General features: G+C 74.6%; 19 protein-coding genes. 2 read left to right on the forward strand and 17 right to left on the reverse strand.

What is annotated here, in order from left to right:
- Positions 1 to 460 precede the first annotated feature (460 nt).
- A complete protein-coding gene (locus IF83_RS31460) occupies positions 461 to 1,105 on the forward strand; it encodes a hypothetical protein (protein WP_078843034.1) in 645 nt (214 codons plus the stop codon).
- 115 nt (positions 1,106 to 1,220) lie between these two features.
- On the opposite strand, the gene IF83_RS0100275 is transcribed toward IF83_RS31460, so the two are convergent.
- The 14 genes from IF83_RS0100275 to pyrR all read right to left on the reverse strand — a co-directional run bounded on the left by IF83_RS0100275 (position 1,221) and on the right by pyrR (position 18,742).
- The gene (locus IF83_RS0100275; protein WP_244176727.1) at positions 1,221 to 3,398 is read right to left on the reverse strand and encodes a primosomal protein N'; all 2,178 of its coding nucleotides are present in this window, start codon (positions 3,396 to 3,398) and stop codon (positions 1,221 to 1,223) included.
- A 147-nt stretch (positions 3,399 to 3,545) separates the two neighbouring features.
- Positions 3,546 to 4,769, reverse strand: coding sequence for a methionine adenosyltransferase (metK, locus tag IF83_RS0100280; protein WP_030541926.1), 1,224 nt, complete (start codon positions 4,767 to 4,769; stop codon positions 3,546 to 3,548).
- Between the two features lie 276 nt (positions 4,770 to 5,045).
- On the reverse strand, positions 5,046 to 6,296 hold the full coding sequence (gene coaBC, locus IF83_RS0100285) for a bifunctional phosphopantothenoylcysteine decarboxylase/phosphopantothenate--cysteine ligase CoaBC (RefSeq protein WP_051722359.1): 1,251 nt from the start codon (positions 6,294 to 6,296) through the stop codon (positions 5,046 to 5,048).
- A gap of 174 nt (positions 6,297 to 6,470) precedes the next feature.
- Positions 6,471 to 6,749, reverse strand: coding sequence for a DNA-directed RNA polymerase subunit omega (rpoZ, locus tag IF83_RS0100290; protein ID WP_030541928.1), 279 nt, complete (start codon positions 6,747 to 6,749; stop codon positions 6,471 to 6,473).
- A 70-nt stretch (positions 6,750 to 6,819) separates the two neighbouring features.
- Positions 6,820 to 7,401: a guanylate kinase gene (gene gmk / locus IF83_RS0100295; protein WP_030541929.1), complete on the reverse strand. Its 582-nt coding sequence runs from the start codon at positions 7,399 to 7,401 to the stop codon at positions 6,820 to 6,822.
- Positions 7,402 to 7,462: 61 nt separating this feature from the next.
- The gene (locus IF83_RS0100300) at positions 7,463 to 7,786 is read right to left on the reverse strand and encodes an integration host factor (protein ID WP_030541930.1); all 324 of its coding nucleotides are present in this window, start codon (positions 7,784 to 7,786) and stop codon (positions 7,463 to 7,465) included.
- A 264-nt stretch (positions 7,787 to 8,050) separates the two neighbouring features.
- Positions 8,051 to 8,851, reverse strand: coding sequence for an orotidine-5'-phosphate decarboxylase (gene pyrF / locus IF83_RS0100305; protein ID WP_051722360.1), 801 nt, complete (start codon positions 8,849 to 8,851; stop codon positions 8,051 to 8,053).
- A gap of 95 nt (positions 8,852 to 8,946) precedes the next feature.
- Positions 8,947 to 10,074: a quinone-dependent dihydroorotate dehydrogenase gene (locus IF83_RS0100310; protein ID WP_030541932.1), complete on the reverse strand. Its 1,128-nt coding sequence runs from the start codon at positions 10,072 to 10,074 to the stop codon at positions 8,947 to 8,949.
- A gap of 341 nt (positions 10,075 to 10,415) precedes the next feature.
- Complete coding sequence (gene carB, locus IF83_RS0100315; protein WP_030541933.1) at positions 10,416 to 13,736, reverse strand: carbamoyl-phosphate synthase large subunit; 3,321 nt, start codon at positions 13,734 to 13,736, stop codon at positions 10,416 to 10,418.
- Positions 13,729 to 14,892 carry a glutamine-hydrolyzing carbamoyl-phosphate synthase small subunit gene (carA, locus tag IF83_RS0100320; RefSeq protein WP_030541934.1) on the reverse strand — a complete coding sequence of 388 codons (1,164 nt, stop codon included), beginning with the start codon at positions 14,890 to 14,892 and terminating at the stop codon, positions 13,729 to 13,731. The genes carB and carA overlap by 8 nt, the downstream gene beginning before the upstream one ends.
- Positions 14,889 to 15,515, reverse strand: coding sequence for a PH-like domain-containing protein (locus IF83_RS0100325; RefSeq protein ID WP_037678205.1), 627 nt, complete (start codon positions 15,513 to 15,515; stop codon positions 14,889 to 14,891). The genes carA and IF83_RS0100325 overlap by 4 nt, the downstream gene beginning before the upstream one ends.
- Positions 15,516 to 15,568: 53 nt before the next feature.
- Complete coding sequence (locus IF83_RS0100330) at positions 15,569 to 16,873, reverse strand: dihydroorotase (protein ID WP_030541936.1); 1,305 nt, start codon at positions 16,871 to 16,873, stop codon at positions 15,569 to 15,571.
- Positions 16,874 to 16,875: 2 nt separating this feature from the next.
- Positions 16,876 to 17,904, reverse strand: a complete 1,029-nt coding sequence (locus IF83_RS0100335; protein WP_030541937.1) for an aspartate carbamoyltransferase catalytic subunit — start codon at positions 17,902 to 17,904, stop codon at positions 16,876 to 16,878.
- 232 nt (positions 17,905 to 18,136) lie between these two features.
- Positions 18,137 to 18,742, reverse strand: coding sequence for a bifunctional pyr operon transcriptional regulator/uracil phosphoribosyltransferase PyrR (gene pyrR / locus IF83_RS0100340; RefSeq protein ID WP_030541938.1), 606 nt, complete (start codon positions 18,740 to 18,742; stop codon positions 18,137 to 18,139).
- Positions 18,743 to 19,075: 333 nt separating this feature from the next.
- Between pyrR and bldD the strand changes: the two genes are divergently transcribed.
- Positions 19,076 to 19,576, forward strand: coding sequence for a transcriptional regulator BldD (gene bldD / locus IF83_RS0100345; protein ID WP_019708725.1), 501 nt, complete (start codon positions 19,076 to 19,078; stop codon positions 19,574 to 19,576).
- A gap of 528 nt (positions 19,577 to 20,104) precedes the next feature.
- On the opposite strand, the gene IF83_RS0100350 is transcribed toward bldD, so the two are convergent.
- The 3 genes from IF83_RS0100350 to nusB all read right to left on the reverse strand — a co-directional run bounded on the left by IF83_RS0100350 (position 20,105) and on the right by nusB (position 24,062).
- A complete protein-coding gene (locus IF83_RS0100350; RefSeq protein WP_078843078.1) occupies positions 20,105 to 21,685 on the reverse strand; it encodes a pyridoxal phosphate-dependent decarboxylase family protein in 1,581 nt (526 codons plus the stop codon).
- A 131-nt stretch (positions 21,686 to 21,816) separates the two neighbouring features.
- Entirely contained in the window at positions 21,817 to 23,466 is a 1,650-nt protein-coding gene (locus IF83_RS0100355; RefSeq protein WP_347877087.1) for an MFS transporter, read from the reverse strand.
- A 167-nt stretch (positions 23,467 to 23,633) separates the two neighbouring features.
- Complete coding sequence (gene nusB / locus IF83_RS0100360) at positions 23,634 to 24,062, reverse strand: transcription antitermination factor NusB (protein ID WP_030541941.1); 429 nt, start codon at positions 24,060 to 24,062, stop codon at positions 23,634 to 23,636.
- Positions 24,063 to 24,064: the final 2 nt, after the last annotated feature.

Genomic DNA, 24,064 nt, shown 5'->3' on the forward strand with positions numbered 1-24,064 from the left:
GGGTACGGGACCGGGACGGCGCCCCGCGCGGTCGGGGCCGGGGACGGGGCGCACCAGTCTAAGGGCTGTCCCGGCACACCCGGCGGGCGCCCGGCGCCGGCCACGGCACTCCCCCGGGCCTCCGGCCCGGGACGCCCACGCGGCGTTGCCGGAACCTCCGCGGGCATCCGGTGTGCGGACGCCCCTCCGCCCCGCGACGTTCCCCCACTGCCCGAAGGACGTGGGAGGCGTCCCGGCATCCGGCGCCGCGCGCCGCTCCACCGCTCCGCCGCCGAGGCGGGGCAGCCCGTGAGGGCCGGACCCGGGGGCGTACGCGCGGGCCCGCGCCCCTCCGCACCGGCCCGTGCCCCCGACACCGTGACCAGCGGGGCCCGTCGGGCGTTGGTCACGGGAGATTGACCAGCCATGGGGCCCCCGCGGGGGCCCATCCCCCGCAACGCCGGTTTCGAGAGGCTTGTTGATGGCCGACCACTCCACGCACGACACCCAGGCCCGGGCCAGCCTGCACCTGCTGGTGCGGGACATCGAGCGGGTGCGCAGACAGGCGGATGCCCTGCGCACGCTCACGGCTCAGCTCGGCACCGTCTACCGCCCCCGCCGCAGCGGCCCGTCCGCGGCGGGCTTCATCGTGTACGGGCGGGCGCCGGCGCCGACGGTCCGGCTGGCACAGGAGCTGCGGGACAGCGTCGAGACCCTGGTCACGGCCGCCGTCGACTTCGACCGCTCACTGGGCTTCTCCTGGGACGCGGTGGGCTCGGCCCTCGGGGTCACCAAACAGGCCGTGCACCGGCGTTACGGCGGCTCCCGGCGGGCCGCGGCGCGCAGCGCCGCCGAGGCCGAGGCGACCGCCACCGCCGCCGGTGCGATGACGGCCACGACGGCGACCGCCACGGCGACGGCCGGGCCGGGCCCGGAGCCGGCCACCTCGGAGCGGCAGTCACCGTCCGCGCAGCCGGTGGTCCCCGCCGCCCGTTCCCTCACCGGCCGGCCATCCGTTCCCCCGCTGCCGGAGGCCTCCCGCCCGCACGGCCTGCCCGACTCCCCCCGCCCAGGCCTGTCCGACGCTTCCCGCCCGCACGGCCTGCCGGCTCCCCGCAACGGCTGAACGGCCGGCTCTCCGGGCCCCGGCCTCTCCCGGGGCCCGCGGCCGGCCGCTCCGCCACGTCCCTCGCGGGCGTCAACTCCCGCCCCGCGAACGGCACCCCGCGCCCTTCGGCGCCTCAGCCGAGGTCCGGCGGGTCGATGCGGATCCGTACCGGCGGCCCCTCGCGGCGGGTGAGGCGGGCCGCCTGGGCGGCCTTCAGCGCCGCCGCCAGCGCGGCACCGCTGCCGGGCCGCACCCGGATCAGCGCCCGGTCCCACTGCTCGCCCGGCGGCGGCCCTCCGGGCCGGGCGCCGCCGGGTCCGGGAACATGCATCGGCACGGGGCCGAGCACCTCGGCCCCGGCGGGCAGCCGGACCGTCTCCAGGAAGCCGGCGACCGCCTCCGGCGGGCCCGCCACGGCCGCCATCCGGGAGACCGGCGGAAAACCCAACTCCGCCCGCTCCGCCAACTCCCGGGCGGCGTGCCCGGCGGGATCCCAGCGCACCAGCGCCTGCACCGGACGCAGCGCCGGCTCCGCGACCACCACGACCGTCCCCCCGGCGGGCTCCGGGCGCACCAGCGCGGCCGCGCCCAGCCAGCGGCGCAGCGTCTCCTCGCCCGCGCGCAGATCGGGCCGGCCGAGCATCGCCCAGCCGTCGAGAAGCAGCGCCGCCGCGTAGCCGCCCTCGGCGACCGGTTCCGCGCCGGGGGTGCTGACGACAAGCGCGGGCGCGTCCGGCACGGTGTCCAGCACGTGGTCGCGGCCGGAGGTGCGCACCGGCACCGCGGGGAAGGCCCGGCCCAGCTCCTCGGCCGTGCGGCGGGCGCCGAACACCTGGCCGCGCAGCCGGGCCCCGCCGCACTCCGGGCAGTGCCACCCCGGCGCCTCCCGTCCGCACCAGCCGCAGCACAGCGCCTCGGCCGGACCCACCGCCTCCAGCGGCCCCGAGCAGTGCGCGCAGCGCGCGGGCGTGCGGCAGCGTTCGCAGGCCAGCCGGGGCACATAGCCGCGGCGGGGCACCTGGATCAGCACCGGCCCCCGCTGGAGCGCGTCGCGGACCGTGCGCCAGGCCAGGCTCGGCAGCCGCGCGGCCCGCGCCGCCAGGTCCCGTGCCTCCTCGCCGTCGCCGATGGTGCGCACCCGGGGAGCGGTGACGCGGACCGTCTCGCGGTCGGCGGCCAGCGGGTGCGCCCAGCCGGTCTCGACGAGCTGCGCGGCCTCGACCGTGCGGCCGTGGGCGCCCAGCAGGAAGCCGGCTCCCTCGTGCGCCGCCCGCAGCATCAGGACCTCGCGGGCGTGCGGGTACGGGGCGTGCTCGTCGCTGTGGCTGGAGTCGCCGTCGTCCCAGATCGCGGCCAGGCCCAGCTGCCGTACGGGGGCGAACATCGCGGCGCGGGTGCCGATCACGGCCCGGACGGCGCCCCGGGAGACGGCGAGCCAGCGGCGGTAGCGCGCCTCGGGGCCGGCGTCGGCGGTGAGCAGCACATGGTGACCCGGGCCGAGCAGCGCGGTCAGCGCGGCGTCCACGCGGGCGGCGCTGCGCCCGTCGGGCAGGACGGCGAGCGCGCCGCGGCCGCCGGCGAGTGTGGCCGCCACGGCCCGGGCCAGCTCCCCGGGCCACTCGGGGCCGGGCAGCGCGGTCCACACGGCGCGGGGCGTGCCGCCGGAGGACAGGGCGCTCAGATAGCCGGGGCCACCGGCGTACCGTGCCCAGCCGCCGGGCTCCGGCCCGGGCGGCGGGGGTGGGGCCGGCGGCGACTCCTTCTTCTCGGCGCGGGCCATCCGGCGCGGCACCGCGAGCTGGACGACGTCGGCCAGGGCGCCGGCGTACCGGTCGGCCACCGCGCGGCAGAACGCCAGCAGTTCCGGGGAGAGGACGGGCTCGGGTGAGAGGACCTGCGCGATCGGGGCCAGCGTGCCCTGGTAGTCGCTGTCGGGGCGGCGCTCCACGATGAAGCCGTTGATCAGCCCGCCGCCCTCGCGGCGGCCGTCCCGCTCCCCCGCCCCGAACCGGACGCGCACCCGGACGCCGGGGCGGGCCTCGGCGTCCATGGCCGCCGGGACGGCGTAGTCGAAGTAGCGGTCGAGGTGGACGAGGCCCTTGTCCACGAGGACCCGGGCCACCGGGTCCGTCTCCGCGAGCGCGGCACCGCGCCAGGTGCGCGGCTTGGCCCGGGGGACCTTGGCCGTCCGCACCGTCTCCCGGATCAGCGCGAGCTGTTCGCCCCCGGACGCCTCGGCCGCCGGGGGGCGGTGCGCCACCGGGGGCTGGTGCGCCGGTTCCCCGCCCGGCCGCCGGTTCTCGCTGCTCACCACCCCAGTCCTACCAGAGAGCACCGACATGCCCCGCTCCGCCCCGGACGCCGGCGGGCGGAGCGCGGAGCGGCCGGACACGGCCGTGGCCCGGTACCCCTCGGCAGGGGTCCGGGCCACGGCCGGGAAACGCGGGGGTCCGTCGCGTCAGACCCCGGCGGCCTTGCGGAGCGCCTCGACGCGGTCGGTGCGCTCCCAGGTGAACTCCGGGAGCTCACGGCCGAAGTGGCCGTAGGCGGCGGTCCGGGCGTAGATCGGGCGGAGCAGGTCGAGGTCGCGGATGATCGCGGCCGGGCGGAGGTCGAAGACCTCGCCGATGGCCTGCTCGATCTTCTCCACGTCGACGGTGGCGGTGCCGAAGGTCTCCACGAAGAGGCCGACCGGCTCGGCCTTGCCGATGGCGTAGGCGACCTGGACCTCGCAGCGGGTGGCGAGCCCGGCCGCGACGACGTTCTTGGCGACCCAGCGCATGGCGTACGCCGCCGAGCGGTCCACCTTCGACGGGTCCTTGCCGGAGAAGGCGCCGCCGCCGTGCCGGGCCATGCCGCCGTAGGTGTCGATGATGATCTTGCGTCCGGTGAGGCCGGCGTCGCCCATCGGCCCGCCGATCTCGAACCGGCCGGTGGGGTTCACCAGCAGCCGGTAGTTGGCGGTGTCGAGCTTGATGCCGTCCTCGATCAGCTCGGAGAGGACGTGCTCCACCACGAACTCGCGGATGTCGGGGGCCAGCAGGCTGTCCAGGTCGATGTCCGAGGCGTGCTGGGAGGAGACCACGACCGTGTCGAGGCGGACGGCCTTGTCGCCGTCGTACTCGATGGTGACCTGGGTCTTGCCGTCGGGGCGGAGGTAGGGGATGGTCCCGTTCTTGCGCACCTCGGACAGCCGGCGGGAGAGCCGGTGCGCCAGGTTGATCGGCAGCGGCATCAGCTCGGGGGTCTCGTCGCAGGCGTAGCCGAACATCAGGCCCTGGTCGCCCGCGCCCTGCCGGTCCAGCTCGTCGTCCGCGTCCCGCTGGGAGGCGCCCCCGACGCGCTGCTCGTACGCGGTGTCCACGCCCTGGGCGATGTCGGGGGACTGCGAGCCGATGGAGACCGACACGCCGCAGGAGGCGCCGTCGAAGCCCTTCTTCGAGGAGTCGTAGCCGATCTCGAGGATCTTGCTGCGCACGAGCGTCGCGATGTCCGCGTACGCCTTCGTGGTCACCTCGCCGGCCACATGGACCAGACCGGTGGTGATCAGGGTCTCGACGGCGACGCGGGAGGCCGGGTCCTCCGTGAGGAGGGCGTCGAGGATGGAGTCGCTGATCTGGTCAGCGATCTTGTCTGGGTGGCCCTCGGTGACGGACTCGGAGGTGAACAGGCGGCGGGACACATCGCTCCCTGGGGTTGCAGCGGCTGCTGGCTGAATCTTGGCGGAACCGTTTCGAGGCTGCGGCCGCACGGTTCCGCAGGCAGTTTATCCGGAGCGGCCCGGTCGCGGACACGGCGTCTCGATCCTTGGGAGCCTTGTGACCTGCGGCACCGGCGCCGCACCAGCGGGAGTCGAGCATTCCGGCAGGCCGGAACGGTTCCGCGGGTCACGGCGTTTCGCCGCCGGGGACATCCCGGCGCACCGGCCGGCGCGGCGCGCGGCCGCCGGCGGCCGGCCTCAGGCCAGCCGCCGCGCCACCAGGTCCCACACGGTGTCGGCGAGGGCCTCCTTGGGCCCGTACGGCACCGGGGTCTCCGTGCCGTCGGCCCCCAGGATGACGGCCTCGTTCTCCTCCGAGCCGAAGGTCCTGCCCTCCCCCACCTCGTTGACGACGAGCAGGTCGCAGCCCTTGCGGGCGAGCTTGGCGCGGCCGTTGGCCAGCACGTCGTCGGTCTCGGCGGCGAAGCCGACCACGATCTGGCCCGGCCGGGCCCGGTCCGCCGAGATCTCGGCGAGGACGTCGGGGTTGCGGACCAGGGTGACGGGCTCCGGCTCCTCCCCGTCCTTCTTCTTGATCTTTCCCTCGGCGTACCGGCCGGGCCGGAAGTCGGCGACGGCGGCGGCCATGACGACGGCGTCCGCGCCGGCGGCCGCCTTCAGGACCGCCTCGCGCAGCTGTACGGCCGTGCCGACCGGGACGACATCGGCGCCCGCCGGGTCGGGCAGGTGCGTATGGGCGGCGACGAGGGTGACCCGCGCGCCGCGCGCCACGGCGGTACGGGCCAGGGCGTACCCCTGCTTGCCGGAGGAGCGGTTGCCGAGGAAGCGGACCGGGTCCAGCGGTTCCCGGGTGCCGCCGGCGCTGACGACGACATGGCGGCCGGCGAGGTCGCGGACGGCGGCGTCCGCGCCGCGCGCCAGCACCCGGCGGCAGACCTCGAAGATCTCGCCGGGGTCGGGGAGCCGTCCCTTGCCGGTGTCCGCGCCGGTGAGCCGGCCGACGGCGGGCTCGATGACGACGGCGCCGCGGCGGCGCAGCGTCGCCACGTTCTCCCGCGTGGCGGGGTGCTCCCACATCTCGGTGTGCATGGCGGGGGCGAAGACCACCGGGCAGCGGGCCGTGAGCAGGGTGTTGGTCAGCAGGTCGTCGGCGAGGCCGTGGGCCGCGCGGGCGAGGGTGTCGGCGGTGGCGGGCGCGACGACCACGAGGTCGGCCGCCTGGCCGATGCGGACGTGCGGCACCTCGTGGACGCTCTCCCACACCTCGGCGGAGACCGGATGGCCGGACAGCGCGGACCAGGTGGCCTCGCCCACGAAGTTCAGGGCGGAGGCGGTCGGTACGACGCGCACGTCGTGGCCCGACTCGGTGAGGCGGCGCAGCAGCTCGCACGCCTTGTACGCGGCGATGCCGCCGCTCACCCCGAGGACGACCCTCGGCCGCCCGGCCCCCGCTCCCGCCGCCGTCCCGTTCGGTGCCTTCGGCTCCACCGGCTCCACCGTCCACCTCGCCTCTCGCGCTCGTCCTGCCGCGCGCTCCCGTGCCCGTGCGCCGTTCAACCGGGCGCGGGCCCGCCCGCACGGGTCCATGACACACCACGGGCCCGGCAGACGCTCTGCCGGGCCCGGTCGGGCAACGCCGTTCGGCGCCTTACCGCCTGCCGCTCACTGCTTGGTGACCGGGCCGTCGACGGCCTCGGAGGTCAGCAGCCCGGCGTTGATCTCCCGCAGCGCGATCGACAGCGGCTTCTCGTGGACGTGGGTGTCCACCAGCGGGCCGACGTACTCGAGGAGCCCCTCACCGAGCTGGGAGTAGTACGCGTTGATCTGGCGCGCGCGCTTGGCGGCGTAGATCACGAGGCTGTACTTGGAGTCCGTGGCCTCGAGGAGCTCGTCGATCGGCGGGTTGATGATGCCCTCGGGCGCGGTGATGGAAGAGGACACGCTCTGCCTTCCGAAGTGCCGGTGATTACCGGGGAGGAGCCGCCGGTAACGGTGAAAAGGATGGAATGGATCAATCTACCTGCATCAAGGCTAGCAGCTCACGCGCGACGTCCTCGACGGAGGTGTTGACGAGGGTGGTGTCGAACTCCTCCTCGGCGGCGAGTTCGACCCTGGCCGCGTCCAGCCGGCGCTCGATGACCTCGGGCGGCTCGGTGCCGCGGCCCGTCAGGCGGCGGACGAGCTCGTCCCAGCTCGGCGGCGCCAGGAAGACCAACTGGGCCTCGGGCATGGCCTCGCGCACCTGACGGGCGCCCTGGAGGTCGATCTCCAGGAGGACCGGCTCGCCCGCCTCCAGGCGGTCGAGGACGGCGCGCCGGGGGGTGCCGTAGCGGTTGCCCGCGAACTCGGCCCACTCCAGCAGCTCGCCGTTGGCCACCAGCTTGTCGAACTCGTCGTCCCGCACGAAGTGGTACTGCACTCCGTCCCGCTCACCGGGGCGCGGGGAGCGGGTGGTGGCGGAGACCGAGAGCCAGACCTCGGGGTGAACGGTGCGCATATGGGCGACGACCGTGCTCTTGCCGACCCCGGAGGGGCCGGAGAGCACGGTCAGTCGCGGGCGGCGGGTCGCCCCCCGGGAGACTGCTTCACTCATGCGGTGATTATCCAGCTTCCCGGGAGTGCCGGAGAACCCCGGGCGTCAGCCCCGGAGGGCCTCAGGCGTGCGTGCCGCCGAACTCCCTCTCCAGGGAGGCGATCTGGTTGGAGCCGAGACCGCGGACCCGGCGGCTCTCGGAGATGCCGAGCCGCTCCATGATCTGCTTGGCCCGGACCTTGCCGACGCCGGGCAGGGATTCCAGAAGCGCGGAGACCTTCATCTTGCCGATGACGTCGTTCTCCTGGCCCTGCTTGATGACGTCGTGCAGGGAGGCACCGGAGTGCTTGAGCCGATTCTTGACCTCGGCGCGCTCCCGGCGAGCCGCGGCGGCCTTTTCGAGCGCGGCTGCGCGCTGTTCAGGGGTAAGGGGCGGAAGAGCCACGCCTGCGTCACCTCGGATGTCGAACTGTCGGATACGGATGGATCTCACACTGGCCACCCCGCTTGACACGGGGCGATGAGCGACGCGTTGATGCGAGCGCTCCCGACGGAGACTAGCGCTCCCGGCCGTCGGAGTCAGCGAGAACAGGCGAAAAGTCCTGGTCAGACTCTGTTGATGTGGACAATCCAGACATAAAACCCCCACTTTCGGCCAGGATTGTTCAACGAAGCGGGGCACCCGGCCCCGCCGGGCCCCGAACCGGGCTTACGCAGGGCTTACGGCCGCGCGCACCTCGTCGGCCAGCCGCGCCGCCGCCGTGCGCAGTCCGGCCGGATCCGGACCGTGCCGCAGCACCCCGCGGCTGACGCTGGGCACCACGTTGGAGACGGATGGCCCGAAGACGCCGGGGAGGTCGGCCGGGGTCGCGCCCTGGGCCCCGATGCCGGGCGCGAGGAGGGGCCCGTTGATGGCCAGATCGGCCCCGGTCTCCCCCAGCGTCGCCCCCACCACGGCGCCGACCGAACCGAGGGCGCCGGCACCGGCGTTCTCGCGGGCCATGTGGTCGAGCATCACCTGCGCCAGGGAGCGGCCGTCGGCGGTGGTGGCCCGCTGCACCTCGGCCCCCTCCGGGTTGGAGGTCAGCGCCAGGACGAACACGCCGCAGCCGGACTCCCGCGCCAGGTCGAGCGCGGGGCGGAGCGAGCCGAAACCGAGATACGGGCTCACGGTCACCGCGTCCGAGAACAGCGGGCCGCCCTTGGCCAGATAGGTGTCGGCGTACGCGGCCATGGTCGAGCCGATGTCGCCGCGCTTGGCGTCCATCAGCACCAGGGCTCCGGCGGAGCGGGCGTCGGCGACGGCCCGCTCCAGCACGGCGAGGCCGCGGGAGCCGAACCGCTCGAAGAAGGCGGACTGCGGTTTGAGGACGGCCACCCGGTCGGCCAGGGCGTCGACCACGGTGCGGGTGAAGCGCTCCAGGCCGGCGACGTCGTCGTCCAGCCCCCAATCGGCGAGGAGCGAGGCGTGCGGGTCGATGCCGACGCAGAGCGGCCCGCGGGTGTCCATGGCGCGGCGCAGCCGGGCGCCGAAGGGCTCGGGGCGGTCGTCCGGGTGCGGGTGGTGGTCCGGGAGCGGGCGGGGGTCCGGCTGGTCCGGGGAACTCATGCGGCGGCCTTCCTGGTGTCGGCGCCGACGGCATCGGCGAGGGTGGCGTACGGGCTGGCGGCCAGGCGGGCGGCGAGGCCGCGGTGGACGCGCCGGCACCAGAGCGGTCCCTGGTACACGAAGGCGCTGTAGCCCTGGACGAGGGTGGCGCCGGCGAGGATGCGCTCCCAGACGTCGTCGGCGGTCTCCACACCGCCGACGCCGACGAGCGTGACGCGGTCGCCCACGCGCGCGTACAGCCGGCGCAGCACCTGCAGGGAGCGGGTCTTCAGCGGGGCGCCGGAGAGGCCGCCCGCGCCGATCCCCTCGACGAGGTCCCGGCGGGTGCGCAGGCCGAGGCCGTCGCGGGCGATGGTGGTGTTGGTGGCGATGATGCCGTCCAGGCCCAGTTCGACGGCGAGGTCGGCGACGGCGTCCACGTCCTCGTCCGCCAGATCGGGGGCGATCTTGACGAGCAGGGGGACGCGGCGGCCGGTGACCGTGCGGTCGGCGGCCCCGCGGACGGCGGTGAGCAGGGGGCGGAGCTGCTCGGTGGCCTGGAGGTTCCGCAGACCGGGGGTGTTCGGGGAGGAGACGTTGACGACGAGGTAGTCGGCGTGGGCGGCGAGCCGCTCGGTGGACGTGACGTAGTCGGCGACCGCCTCATCCTCCGGGACGACCTTGGTCTTGCCGATGTTGACGCCGAGGGTCACCCCGGGCCGGCCGCGGCGGGCGGCGGCGCGGGCCGCGAGGCGCGCGGCGACGGCGGCCGAGCCGTCGTTGTTGAAGCCCATCCGGTTGATCAGGGCACGGTCCACCATCAGGCGGAACAGGCGGGGCGCGGGGTTGCCGGGCTGCGGCTCGCCGGTGACGGTGCCGATCTCCACATGGTCGAAGCCGAGCATCGCCAGGCCGTCGATGCCGGTGGCGTTCTTGTCGAAGCCGGCCGCGAGCCCGAACGGGCCGGGCATCTCGCGGCCGAAGGCGGTGGTGCGCAGCTCCGGGCGGCGGGCGGCGAGGACGCCCGCCACGAGCGTACGGAGCACGGGGACGCGGGCGGCGCGCCGGATCCAGCCGAAGGCCAGGTGGTGGGCGCGCTCCGGATCCAGGCGCCGGAAGAGGAGGTTGAAGAGGAGGGCGTACATCTCGGGCCGTTTCTGCGGGAGTTGAGCGGTACGGGACGGCGGGCGGCGGGCCCGGTGGGAGCGGCGGGCGGGGCTCGGTGGCGGCGGCGGGCGGGGGCCGGGCCCGGAAGCGGCGCCGGGCAGGGCGGAGCGGGGGCGCGGGAGGGGAGCAGCGCGGGGCGGAACGGGCACGGTGCGGGGGCCCGGAAGCGCGGCCGCGCGGGGCGGGGGCTCGCGCGCGGCCGCGGGAGCCCCTCGCGCCCGGCGGGCGGCGCCGTGGCCCGCCCGCGCACGGGTGGGCCGGGAGCGCGCGCCCGGAGCGTGCGGAGGGGGACACCGCGCCGGTGTCCCCCTCCGCCGCGTCACTCCTCGCGGGCGGCGATGAGGTGTTCGGCGTGTTCCTGCAGCGAGCGGACCCCGATGTCGCCGCGGGTCAGTGCCTCGATGCCCTGCACGGCGGCGGCGAGGGCCTGCACAGTGGTCAGGCAGGGGACGCCGCGGGCCACGGCGGCGGTGCGGATCTCGTAGCCGTCGAGCCGGCCCCCGGTGCCGTAGGGGGTGTTGACGATGAGGTCGACCTCGCCGTCGTGGATGAGCTGGACGATGGTCTTCTCGCCGTGCGGCCCCTCGCCCTGGTACTGCTTGCGGACGACGGTGGCGTTGATGCCGTTGCGCCGCAGCACCTCGGCGGTGCCGGACGTGGCGAGCAGTTCGAAGCCGAGGCCGACCAGTTCCCGGGCCGGGAAGATCATGGCCCGCTTGTCGCGGTTGGCGACGGAGACGAAGGCGCGGCCCTTGGTGGGCAGCGCCCCGTACGCGCCGGCCTGCGACTTGGCATAGGCCGAGCCGAAGACCGAGTCGATGCCCATGACCTCGCCGGTGGAGCGCATCTCGGGGCCGAGGACGGTGTCCACGCCGCGGCCGGAGGAGTCGCGGAAGCGGCTCCAGGGCAGCACGGCCTCCTTGACGGAGATCGGCGCGTCCAGCGGCAGGGTGCCGCCGTCGCCGCGCGCCGGGAGCATGCCCTCGGCGCGGAGTTCCGCGATGGTGGCGCCCAGGGAGATCCGGGCGGCGGCCTTGGCCAGCGGGACCGCGGTGGCCTTCGAGGTGAAGGGCACGGTGCGCGAGGCCCGCGGGTTGGCCTCGAGGACGTACAGGATGTCCCCGGCCATGGCGAACTGGATGTTGATCAGCCCGCGGACGCCGACGCCCTTGGCGATGGCCTCCGTCGAGGCCCGCAGCCGCTTGATGTCGAAGCCGCCGAGGGTGATCGGGGGCAGCGCGCAGGCGGAGTCGCCGGAGTGGATGCCGGCCTCCTCGATGTGCTCCATGACGCCGCCGAGGTAGAGCTCCTCGCCGTCGTAGAGCGCGTCGACGTCGATCTCGATGGCGTCGTCGAGGAACCGGTCGACCAGGACCGGGTGTTCGGAGATGAGGCCGGCGTGCCGCTCCAGGTACCCGGCGAGCGAGGGCTCGTCGTAGACGATCTCCATGCCGCGGCCGCCGAGGACGTAGCTGGGGCGGACCATGACCGGGTAGCCGATCTCCGCCGCGATGGCCTTGGCCTCGTCGAAGGAGAAGGCGGTGCCGTACTTGGGGGCGGGCAGCCCGGCCTGCTCCAGCACGCGGCCGAAGGCGCCGCGCTCCTCGGCGAGGTTGATCGCCTCGGGCGAGGTGCCGACGATCGGCACGCCGTTGTCCTTCAGGGCCTGGGCCAGGCCGAGCGGGGTCTGGCCGCCGAGCTGGACCACGACGCCCGCGACCGGGCCGGCCTGCTGCTCGGCGTGGACGATCTCCAGGACGTCCTCCAGGGTGAGCGGCTCGAAGTAGAGCCGGTCGGAGGTGTCGTAGTCGGTGGAGACGGTCTCCGGGTTGCAGTTGACCATGACGGTCTCGTAGCCCGCGTCGTGCAGCGCGAAGGAGGCGTGGACGCAGGAGTAGTCGAACTCGATGCCCTGGCCGATGCGGTTGGGCCCGGAGCCGAGGATGATCACGGCGGGCTTCTCGCGCGGGGCGACCTCGGTCTCCTCGTCGTAGGACGAGTAGAAGTACGGGGTGCGGGCGGCGAATTCGGCGGCGCAGGTGTCGACCGTCTTGTAGACGGGGCGGACGCCGAGGGCGTGCCGGACCTCGCGGACCACGTCCTCGCGCAGCCCCCGGATGCCCGCGATCTGGGTGTCGGAGAAGCCGTGCCGCTTCGCCTCGGCCAGCAGTTCCGGCTCCAGCTTCGGCGCGGCGGCGAGGTCGTCGGCGATCTCCTTGATGAGGAAGAGCTGGTCGGTGAACCAGGGGTCGATCTTCGTCGCCTCGAAGACCTCCTCGCGGGTGGCCCCGGCGCGGATGGCCGCCATGACGGTGTTGATCCGGCCGTCGGTCGGCTTCACCGCCGTCTCCAGCAGCGCCTTCTTGTCGCCGAGGGCCGCCGGGTCGCCGGTGAAGTCGAACTGGGAACCCTTCTTCTCCAGCGAGCGGAGCGCCTTCTGCAGCGCCTCGGTGAAGTTGCGGCCGATGGCCATGGCCTCGCCGACCGACTTCATGGTGGTGGTGAGGGTGGCGTCGGCGGCCGGGAACTTCTCGAACGCGAACCGGGGCGCCTTGACCACGACGTAGTCGAGAGTGGGCTCGAAGGACGCCGGGGTCTTCTCGGTGATGTCGTTGGGGATCTCGTCCAGGGTGTAGCCGACCGCGAGCCGAGCCGCGATCTTGGCGATCGGGAAGCCGGTGGCCTTGGAGGCGAGCGCGGAGGAGCGGGAGACGCGCGGGTTCATCTCGATGACGATGACCCGGCCGTCCTCCGGGTTGACGGCGAACTGGATGTTGCAGCCGCCGGTGTCGACGCCGACCTCGCGGATCACGGCGATGCCGATGTCCCGCAGGATCTGGTACTCGCGGTCGGTGAGCGTCATCGCCGGGGCGACGGTGATGGAGTCGCCGGTGTGGACGCCCATCGGGTCGAAGTTCTCGATGGAGCAGACGACCACGACGTTGTCGTGCTTGTCGCGCATCAGCTCCAGCTCGTACTCCTTCCAGCCGAGGATGGACTCCTCCAGGAGCACCTCGGTGGTCGGCGAGAGGGCGAGGCCCTGGCCGGCGATGCGGCGCAGCTCCTCCTCGTCGTGGGCGAAGCCGGAGCCGGCGCCGCCCATGGTGAAGGAGGGGCGGACGACCACCGGGTAGCCGCCGAGCTCCTCGACGCCCGCGAGGATCTCGTCCATGGAGTGGCAGATCACCGAGCGGGCGGACTCGCCATGGCCGATCTTCGCCTTGACGGCGGTGACCACGTCCTTGAACTGGTCGCGGTCCTCGCCCTTGTGGATGGCCTCGACGTTGGCGCCGATCAGCTCGACGCCGTGCTTCTCCAGCGCCCCGGACTCGTGCAGGGAGATGGCGGTGTTGAGCGCGGTCTGGCCGCCGAGGGTGGGCAGCAGCGCGTCCGGGCGCTCCTTGGCGATGATCTTCTCGACGTACTCGGGGGTGATCGGCTCGACGTACGTGGCGTCGGCGATCTCCGGGTCGGTCATGATCGTGGCCGGGTTGGAGTTGACCAGGATCACCCGCAGGCCCTCGGACTTGAGGACGCGGCAGGCCTGGGTGCCGGAGTAGTCGAACTCGGCGGCCTGGCCGATGACGATCGGGCCGGAGCCGATGACCAGGACGGACTGGATGTCGGTGCGCTTAGGCACGCTGGCCCTCCGGGGTGTGGTGCTTGTTGTCGCGCATGAGCTCGACGAACCGGTCGAAGAGATAGGCGGCGTCGTGCGGGCCGGCCGCCGCCTCCGGGTGGTACTGGACGCTGAAGGCGGGGCGGTCCAGCAGGCGCAGCCCCTCCACCACGTTGTCGTTGAGACAGACGTGGGAGACCTCGGCGCGGCCGTACGGGGTGTCGGACGGGGCGTCCAGCGGCGCGTCGACGGCGAAGCCGTGGTTGTGCGCCGTCACCTCGACCTTGCCGGTGGTGCGGTCCTGGACGGGCTGGTTGATGCCCCGGTGGCCGTACTTGAGCTTGAAGGTGCCGAAGCCGAGGGCCCGGCCGAGGATCTGGTTGCCGAAGCAGATGCCGAACAGGGGCGTCTCCCGCTCCAGGACGGACCGCATCAGGGTGACGGGGCCCTCGGCGGCGGCCGGGTCGCCGGGGCCGTTGGAGAAGAACACCCCGTCGGGTTCGACGGCGTAGACGTCCTCGGGGGTGGCGTCGGCCGGGAGGACGTGTACCTCTATGCCGCGTTCGGCCATGCGCTGCGGTGTCATGCCCTTGATGCCGAGGTCGATGGCGGCAACGGTGAAGCGCTTCTCGCCGATCGCGGGGACGACGTACGGCTCGGTGGTGGCCACCTCGGCGCTCAGGTCGGCGCCCTTCATCGCGGGCGCCTGGCGCACCCGCTCCAGCATGGCGTCCTCGCCGGTGATGGCGTCGCCGGAGAAGATCCCGACGCGCATCGCGCCGCGCTCGCGCAGATGGCGGGTGAGCGCCCGGGTGTCGATGCCGCTGATGCCGACGACACCCTGGGCGGACAGCTCCTCGTCGAGGGTGCGCACGGAGCGCCAGTTGGAGGGGGTGCGGGCGGGGTCGCGCACGACGTAGCCGGCCACCCAGATCTTCCGCGACTCCGGGTCCTCGTCGTTGACGCCGGTGTTGCCGATGTGCGGGGCCGTCATCACGACGACCTGGCGGTGGTACGAGGGGTCGGTGAGGGTCTCCTGGTAGCCGGTCATGCCGGTGGAGAACACCGCCTCGCCGAAGGTCTCCCCCACGGCCCCGTAGGCGCGGCCGCGGAAGCTGCGGCCGTCCTCCAGGACGAGTACGGCGGGGGTCCTGGCCCCGCGGGACGAGGTCGTCATGCTGCGCCTTCCTTGTCGTGCCGGATGGCGGCTACGTCGATGGGGCCACCGGAGAGTTCGTTGACGCGCTCGACCCAGGCGGCGTGCTCGGCCGCCCGGTCGGCGCGGAAGCCGGAGTCGAGGAGTCTGCCGCCCAGCTCCCAGGTGATCACCAGCAGGCCGTTCTCGGTGAGGACCTTGCCGGCGATGCCCTTGTCGAGGCGGGCGCCGCGCAGGTCCCCGGCCGGGATGCGGAAGTCGCGGGCTCCGGGGCGCACGACGTCGAGTCCGGCGTCGGTGAGGGTGAGCTCCGCGCGGCTGCGGGTGCCGAGGCCGTGGGCGACGATCCGGTCGAGCCACTGCCCGGCGGTCGTGGAGCCGTGGTAGCGGCCGGTGAGCGTGAGCCGCGGCGGCTCGTGCGGCGCCGTGCCCTGCCCGGTGTCCCGCTCCGTGCCCTGCTCGGGGACGGCGGCGGGCTCGGGCAGGTCGGACTGGAGGGTTCCGCGCCACTTCCAGCCCTGGCGCATCAGCCAGTACAGCAGCGCCACGAAGAGCAGCAGGCCGACGACCCAGCCGATCCGGTCGGCCCAGTCGGTGACCTCCTGGGACCGCGGCTCCGCGGCGAGGTCCGCGAGGGGCGTCAGGGGCGCGGCCAGGGCCGTCGCCGTCAGGGTTGTGAGTGTTGCCGTTGTCACCGTCACGCCAGCTTTCCGTCCACGACCGTCGCGCGGCCCCGCAGGAAGGTGTGCGTCACACGTCCCGGCAGCTCACGGCCCTGGTAGGGGGTGTTGCGGCTGCGGGAGGCGAAGCCCGCGGGGTCCACCACTCCACGGTAAGCGGGGTCGAGCAGGGTCAGGTTCGCGGGCTCACCGGGGGCGACCGGCCGGCCGTGTCCGCGGAGGCGTCCGATGGCGGCCGGGCGGAAGGACATCCGGTCGGCGACGCCCGCCCAGTCGAGCAGGCCGGTGTCGACCATCGTGTGCTGGACGACGGAGAGCGCGGTCTCCAGGCCGACCATGCCCATGGCCGCGGCGCCCCACTCGCAGTCCTTGTCCTCGTGGGGGTGCGGGGCGTGGTCGGTGGCGACGCAGTCGATGGTGCCGTCGGCGAGGGCCGCGCGCAGGGCCATCACGTCGGCCTCGGTGCGCAGCGGCGGGTTGACCTTGTAGACGGGGTCGTACGAGCGGACGAGCTCGTCGGTGAGCAGCAGGTGGTGCGGGGTGACCTCGGCGGTCACGTTCCAGCCCTTGGACTTGGCCCAGCGGATGATCTCGACCGAGCCGGCGGTGGAGACGTGGCAGACGTGCAGCCGGGAGCCGACGTGCGCGGCGAGCAGCACGTCGCGGGCGATGACCGACTCCTCGGCGACGGCGGGCCAGCCGCCCAGGCCGAGTTCGGCGGAGACGACGCCCTCGTTCATCTGGGCGCCCTCGGTGAGCCGGGGCTCCTGGGCGTGCTGGGCGATGACGCCGTCGAACGCCTTCACGTACTCCAGGGCCCGGCGCATGATCACGGCGTCGTCGACGCACTTGCCGTCGTCGGAGAAGATCCGGACCCCGGCGGCGGAGTCGTGCATGGCGCCGAGTTCGGCGAGCTGCTTGCCCTCCAGGCCGACGGTGACGGCACCGACCGGCTGGACGTCGCAGTAGCCGGACTCCTTGCCGAGCCGCCAGACCTGCTCGACGACACCGGCGGTGTCGGCGACGGGGAAGGTGTTGGCCATGGCGTGCACGGCGGTGTAGCCGCCGGCCGCCGCCGCGCGGGTGCCGGTGAGGACGGTCTCGGAGTCCTCGCGGCCGGGTTCGCGCAGATGGGTGTGGAGGTCGACGAGGCCGGGCAGCAGGATCTGCCCCGCGGCCTCCACGACGGCGGCGCCGGGGGCCTCCAGGCCGGTGCCGGTCTCCGCGACGGTGCCGCCGTCGATCAGGACGTCCAGCGGCTCGCCGCCGAGGAGGCGCGCACCGCGGATCAGGGTCTTCTTCGGCTCGCTCGTGGCGCTCATGGTCAGGCGTTCTCCTCGGTGCGGGTGGTGGTGTCGGGGGTGCCGGTGACGGCGGGTCCGGCACCGCCGAGCAGCAGGTAGAGCACGGCCATCCGGATGCTGACGCCGTTGGCCACCTGTTCGACGGCGGTGCACCGCTCGGAGTCGGCGACCTCGGCGGTGATCTCCATGCCGCGGTTCATCGGGCCGGGGTGCATCACGATGGCGTGGCCGGGCATCCGGGCCATCCGGTCGCTGTTCAGGCCGTAGCGGCGGGCGTACTCGCGCTCGGTGGGGAAGAAGGCGGCGTTCATCCGCTCCCGCTGCACGCGGAGCATCATCACGGCGTCGGACTTGGCCAGGACGGCGTCCAGGTCGTAGGAGACCTCGCAGGGCCAGTTCCCGGCGCCGATCGGCACCAGCGTCGGCGGGGCGACGAGGGTGACCTCGGCGCCCAGGGTGGTGAGCAGATGGACGTTGGAACGGGCGACGCGGCTGTGCAGCACGTCCCCGACGATGGTGATCCGGCGGCCGGCCAGGTCGCGGCCCGTGCCGTCGCCGGGGGCGCCGTGGGGCACCGGGCCGCCGTCGGGGGCGCCCGCGAGGTGGCGGCGCATGGTGAAGGCGTCGAGCAGGGCCTGGGTGGGGTGCTCGTGGGTGCCGTCGCCGGCGTTGACGACCGAGCCGCCGATCCAGCCGGAGGTGGCGAGGCGGTGCGGGGCGCCGGAGTCGTGGTGGCGGATGACGACGGCGTCGGCGCCCATCGCCTCCAGGGTGAGCGCGGTGTCCTTGAGGGACTCGCCCTTGGAGACCGAGGAGCCCTTGGCGGAGAAGTTGATGACGTCGGCGGAGAGCCGCTTGGCGGCGGCCTCGAAGGAGATCCGGGTCCGCGTCGAGTCCTCGAAGAAGAGGTTGACGACCGTACGGCCGCGCAGGGTGGGGAGCTTCTTGATCGGCCGGTCGGCGACCCGGGCCATCTCCTCGGCGGTGTCGAGGATGAGGACGGCGTCGTCACGGGTGAGATCCGCGGCCGAGGTGAGGTGGCGCTGCATCCGGTGCTCCGTGGGAGTGGGATCGGGAACGGTGTGCGGGCTTCGCGGTGCTGCGGTCCCGGCACGGCCGGGAGGGCGGCCGGGGCCCGTCCGGGCTCGTCCGGCTCGTACCGGCGCGGCCGGGCCGGGACCGGACCCGGAGGTTCCGGTACGGCGGCGCGGACGGGCCCGGACAGGTGCGGCCGGTGCCGTGCGGGGTGCCGGGCGCGCGGGCCCGGCGCGGCGCGGGGCGCTACCGCTCGCCGGGCGGGACGGTCCCGCGCCGGCCGAGGAGCACGCTGTCGCGGCCGTCCTCCTCGGTGAGCTGGACCCTGACCGTCTCCCGCAGCGAGGTGGGGAGGTTCTTGCCGACGTAGTCCGCGCGGATCGGCAGCTCGCGGTGGCCCCGGTCCACGAGGACGGCGAGCTGCACGGCGCGCGGACGGCCGATGTCGCCGAGGGCGTCGAGGGCGGCGCGGATCGTCCGGCCGGAGAAGAGCACGTCGTCGACGAGGACGACCAGCTTCCCGTCGATCCCGTCGGCGGGGATGTCGGTGCGGGCGAGCGCGCGGGCCGGGCGGAGCCGCAGGTCGTCGCGGTACATGGTGATGTCCAGCGACCCGGCGGCCTGCGGGCGGCCGGTGATCTCCTCCAGCTTGGCCGCGAGGCGGCGGGCGAGGAAGACTCCGCGGGTGGGGATGCCGAGCAGTATGACGTCTTCGGCGCCCTTGGCGCGTTCGACGATCTCGTGCGCGATGCGGGTCAGGACCCGGGCGATGTCCGGGGCCTCCAGCACGGGGCGGGCGGGCGGGACCGGCGGGCCGGACTCGGCGGATTCAGCAGGTGAGGATGCGTCCATGGGAAACGGACCTCCTTCTCCGCCTCACGGGACGGATGTTAAAGGACGTCGGGGATCGTGCCCGGTGAACGATACCAGGGCGGGTGCGCACGGCGGGCGGCGGCCCGGGGCGGGAGGAAACGGCCCCCGGCGCGGGCCCGGCCGGGCTCCCGCCGCCGGGGGTGAGCGCGGAAGCCCGCCCGACCGTACGGAACGCTGTACGGGTGGGGGTACCGGGGCCGGGCGGAGGCGCCCCACGTCCGGGCCGGATCCCGGTGGGACCCCCTCCGCTTGACGAAGCAGAATTACGCTGCGTAACATCACAGTGAGTTACCAATTCGTCCGGGGAGCTATATGTCCAGCGAATACGCCAAACAGCTCGGAGCCAAGCTTCGCGCCATCCGCACGCAGCAGGGCCTTTCCCTCCACGGCGTGGAGGAGAAGTCCCAGGGCCGCTGGAAGGCCGTCGTCGTCGGCTCCTACGAGCGGGGCGACCGTGCGGTGACCGTGCAGCGTCTTGCCGAGCTCGCGGACTTCTACGGCGTCCCCGTGCAGGAGCTCCTGCCGGGCACCACGCCCGGAGGCGCCGCCGAGCCGCCGCCGAAACTGGTCCTGGACCTGGAGCGGCTCGCCCATGTGCCCCAGGAGAAGGCCGGCCCGCTCCAGCGGTACGCGGCGACGATCCAGAGCCAGCGCGGCGACTACAACGGCAAGGTCCTCTCGATCCGCCAGGACGACCTGCGCACGCTCGCGGTGATCTACGACCAGTCCCCCTCGGTGCTCACCGAGCAGCTGATCAGCTGGGGCGTCCTGGACGCGGACGCCCGCCGCGCCGTCCAGCACGAGGACGCCTGACCGCTTGGACGGTTCCGGTCACCGGGGCCCGGTCACGGGGCGGCGCCGGTGATCGGAACCGTTCGTCCTTGAGCACGCTCCCGCCGGGGCGGTGGGGTACTTGCACACCTCGCCGCCCTGCGGCGTTCCCCGGCCGCTTCGCGGGCCTCCCCCGCCGCGGTGCGGGGATTCCCGGCGGCATCGCGGCCCGCCCGGCTGTCCGCTGGTCGCGTCGGCGGTTGTGCGCCGCCCCGGGCGAGCGGTCGCGCACGACCAGCAGGGCGGTCGTGAGGGCGGCCGCCGCGGAGCCCCCGTCGGCCGCCGCCGCAGGTCTGTGGAATCGGCGCCGAGGCCCGTCTCGGGCCGCGGGAGCGCCGCCACGGCCTGCCGTCCGTAGCCGGCGCGCTCCCGCCCTCGCGCTGGGCGAGACACTTATCACGTACGGTAACACCCTTACTGTGTCCGGGAGTTGACCACGGGATCCCCCCGCCGGACAGCTCCCGCCGGTTGACCCCGCCGATCAGCCCCCTGTCGGCCGGCCCTCCCCCGTCAGCCCCCCTCCCCCGACGGGCCCTCCGCCTCCCGTGCGGGCGGCACGGCGGGTTCCGGGTGGTAGAGGCGTCCGATGACCTCGGGAAGCAGCCGCTCGGTCAGGCGCGGCGGCAGCGCCTGGAGGACGGCCAGGACCGGCGCCATCCGCTCCGGAAGGGCGCCGTCCGCTCCGATCCCGGCCAGCGTGAGGGCCAGTTCCACCTCCTCGGGGCCGAGGGCGTCCGGGTCGAGCCCGGCCGCCGCCTCCACCAGAGCCGGATCGACCGCGGCCGGGCCCAGCGCCCGGGCCCGTGCCACGGCCCTCCCGAGATCGGACAGCAGCGAGTGAACCGTCTCCTCCCCCGCCACCGCCGCCGTGACGGTGAGATGAAGGTTGGCCGGGGAGCCGCCGAAGGCGGGCTGCGGCTGGAGGTACCAGCCGTCCGCCCGGATCTCGTCGGCCACCACGAAGACGTCCAGAAGGGCGGGGTCCTCGGCGGCCACCGCGATCAGGGAGGCCTCGGGGCGGGCCAGCACGCGGAGGCCGTCGATGGCGCCGATCCCGGCGGCGAGGGAGGCCGTCGCCTCGTGCACGCGGCGGGAGAGCTCGGTGTAGCCGTCGGTGCCGATGTGTTCCAGCACGGCCCAGGCCGCCGCGAGCGGGCCCGCGGACTTGGTGCCCTGGAGCGTGGCGTTGACGACGGGATAGCCGGGCCAGGAGGCATGCGCGAACCAGCCGTGCCGGCGCAGCTCCGCGTCCCGGAAGAGCAGCACGGAGGCGCCCTTGGCCGTATAGCCGTACTTGTGCAGGTCCACGGAGAGCGAGGTGACCCCGGGGACGGAGAGGTCGAAGGCCGGCGGGTGCGGGACGCCGTCCGCGTGGCGCAGATGGCCCAGGTACCAGCCGCCGATGCAGGCGTCGACGTGGCAGAGCACGCCGCGGCGCTCCGCCTCCGCCGCCACCTCGGCGACCGGGTCGATGACGCCGTGGGCGTAGGACGGCGCCGAGACGACGACCAGGGCGGTGTCGGGGGTGACCGCCGCCGCGAGGTCCTCCGGGCGGGCCCGGTACGTCACCGGGTCGACGGGCACGGAGACGGTGCGCAGCCCGAAGAGGGCCGCGGCCTTGTGGAAGGCCGCGTGGACGGTGGTGGGCAGGACGAGTTCGGGGGACGTGACGCCGCGCGTGCGCCGGGCGTGCTCGCGGGCGGTCAGCACGGCGAGCAGGCAGCTCTCGGTGCCCCCGCTGGTGAAGGTGCCCGCCGTCTCCGGGCCGCCGCCGAGCAGCCGGGCGGCGCGGCCCACGACGGCGTTCTCCAGCGTGACGACGCTGGGGAAGGCGGTCATGTCGAGCCCGTTGACCCCGGCGAACCGCGCCTGCGCGGCGGCGGCGAGCTCCTCGACGCCGTCGAGGCCGGAGTCGTAGACGTAGGCCATGGTGCGGCCGCCGCGCACGGGCAGATCGGTCTCGCGCAAGGCGTCGAGCCGGCCGAGGAGGCCGCGCGGGTCCGCGCCCCGCGCCACGGGGCCGGGGTGCGGACCGCGGCCGGCCGGGCTCGCGGACCGGCCGGGGCCGGCGGGAGGGGTGGAGGCGGTCATGGGGGTCTCCGTCACGTCGGGGGTCTGGGGGCCGTGGCGTGGAAGGGTGCGGCGGCGGGCGGGGTCGCGGCCCGGAGGCGCGGGCCGGCCGGCGCCGGCGCGGCGGGGCGGCGGGGCGGCGGGCGTCACGGTCATCCGGAAGGTCCCGCCGAGGGGCCCGCTGCGGCCTGTCCGCCGCACGGCTCACCGGGTGAACCTCCGCTGCCCCGGGGCGGCTCGGGGCCGGGGCCCGCATCGGCCGGACGGTCCCGCGCAGGGCCGGAGGCCGGGCCGGGCGGGGCGGGCGCGGGCGCGGAGGCCGGCCCCGGCCCCGTTCGCGGCCCCGTTCCCGGCCCCGGCACCGAGGGGGACACCGCTCCGGGTACCGGCGCGGGTGCGGGAGCAGCCCGGGTCGCCGCGTCCCGGAGGGCGTTCAGCTTGTCCTCCGTCAGGTCGTAGCGGGCCAGCAGCGGGAGGCTGAGCAGCAGGAGCAGAGCGGGGAGGGCGCCGAAGCCGGTGACGATCGCGGTGAGCGCCGAATCGGGCTGGGCCACCCGGTGCCCGGCGTCGGAGGAGACGAAGCCGCCCGCCGCCAGGACGAGTCCGTAGAGCCCGGGGCCGACGGCGAGGCCCAGGGTCTCCCCCGCCGTCCAGAGGCCGGTGAAGAGGCCCGCCCGGCGGCGGCCGCTGGTGAAGGCGTCGGCGGCGATGGCGTCGCCCAGCATGGCCAGCGGCAGCATCTGCATGCCCGCGTAGCCGATTCCGGCGAGGGCGACGGCCGCGTAGACCGCCCCGCCGGGCAGTTCGCGGGCGAAGGCGACCGTCGCGGCCCCGGCCAGGAAGCAGCCGGAGGCGGCTAGGGCGGCGGAGCGCTTGCCGGTGCGGCGGCCCACGGCCAGCCAGAGCGGCATCGCGAGCAGCGAGGGCACGATCAGGCAGGCGAAGAGGACGCTGGTGGCGGAGGGCCGGTGGAGGATGTACGTGGCGAAGTACTGGGTGCCGGCCAGCATCAGGCCCGTCGCGGCGGCCTGGGTGACGAAGGCGGCGAGCAGCCGGGCGAAGGGCCGGTTGCCGCGGGCCGCCCGGAGCTGCGCCCGCAGGCCGGGTTCGCTCGTCACCCGCAGCACGGCGGGGGCGCGTGCCGTCGCGGCGAAGGCGGCCAGCATCCCGGCGCAGAGCACGGCGCCGATGACGGCCCCCATCAGCCGGTAGCCGCCGGGCGAGCCGTGGTCGTCGCCGGAGGCGCCGGCCAGGAGCGGCGCCAGCGCGCCGGAGAGCAGGATGGCGGCGCCGAGGAAGGCGACCCGCCAGCTCATGACGCGGGCGCGCTCGTCCGGGTCGGCGGTGAGCTCGGCGGGCAGGGCCACGTACGGGACCTGGAAGCAGGCGTAGCCGGTGGCGGTCAGCAGGAAGAGCACGGCGACGTATCCGGCGGCCCAGCCGCGCTCCAGGTCCGGGGCGGCGAACATCGCGGCGAAGCAGAGCGGCATGGTGAGCGCGCCCAGCAGCATCCAGGGGCGGCGCGGACCCCAGCGGTGCGCGGTGCGGTCGGAGAGGCTGCCGATCCACGGGTTGAGCAGGACGTCCCACGCCTTGGGCAGGAAGACGAGGAGGCCGGCGAGGCCGGCGGTGACGCCGAGGATGTCGGTGAGGTAGTAGAGCAGCAGCAGGCCCGGGACGGTCCCGAAGGTGCCGGTGGCGAAGGACCCGAGGCCGTAGCCGATCCTGACCCGGGCGGCCAGGGGGCCGCCACCCGTGCCGGCGGCCACCGGCCCGGAGTTGTCGTGATCATGCTCGGGCATGCGGTGAACCTAGAGCACGGCGCGGAAACGCACCAGGCCCGCGGCGGAAGTCCGTTTCCCTTCGCGCCGCGGGCCGGGTGCGGTCCTGCGGTGTGTGCGGCTCCCCGGGCGGCTCGGCGCCGCGCGGGCCGGGGTGCCTGTCTCCGGGTCCGGGCCCGGGTCCGGGGCTAGGCCCGGCGGAGCCCCGGCTTCAGCTCCTTGAAGCGGCCCAGCAGACCGTTCACGAAGGCCGGCGAGTCGTCGGTGGAGAACTCCTTGGCGAGCTGCACCACCTCGTCGATGACCACCGCGTCCGGTGTGTCGTCCTCCCAGATCAGCTCGTACGCGCCCAGCCGCAGCAGGCAGCGGTCGACGACGGGCATCCGGTCGAGGGTCCAGCCGACGGAGTAGGTGCCGATCAGCTCGTCGATGTGACGGGCGTGCTCGGCGTACCCCTCGACCAGTTGCAGGGTGTACTCGTTGACCGGCGGCTGCCGGTCGTCGGTCCGGGCGAGCCGCAGCCAGTCCGCGAGCACCGTGCGCACGGGCGCCCCGCGCTGGTCGGACTCGAAGAGGATCTGGAAGGCGCGCTTGCGGGCCTTGGTGCGGGCAGCCACGG

This window comes from Streptomyces albus subsp. albus, assembly GCF_000719865.1.
Classification (GTDB): domain Bacteria; phylum Actinomycetota; class Actinomycetes; order Streptomycetales; family Streptomycetaceae; genus Streptomyces; species Streptomyces albus_E.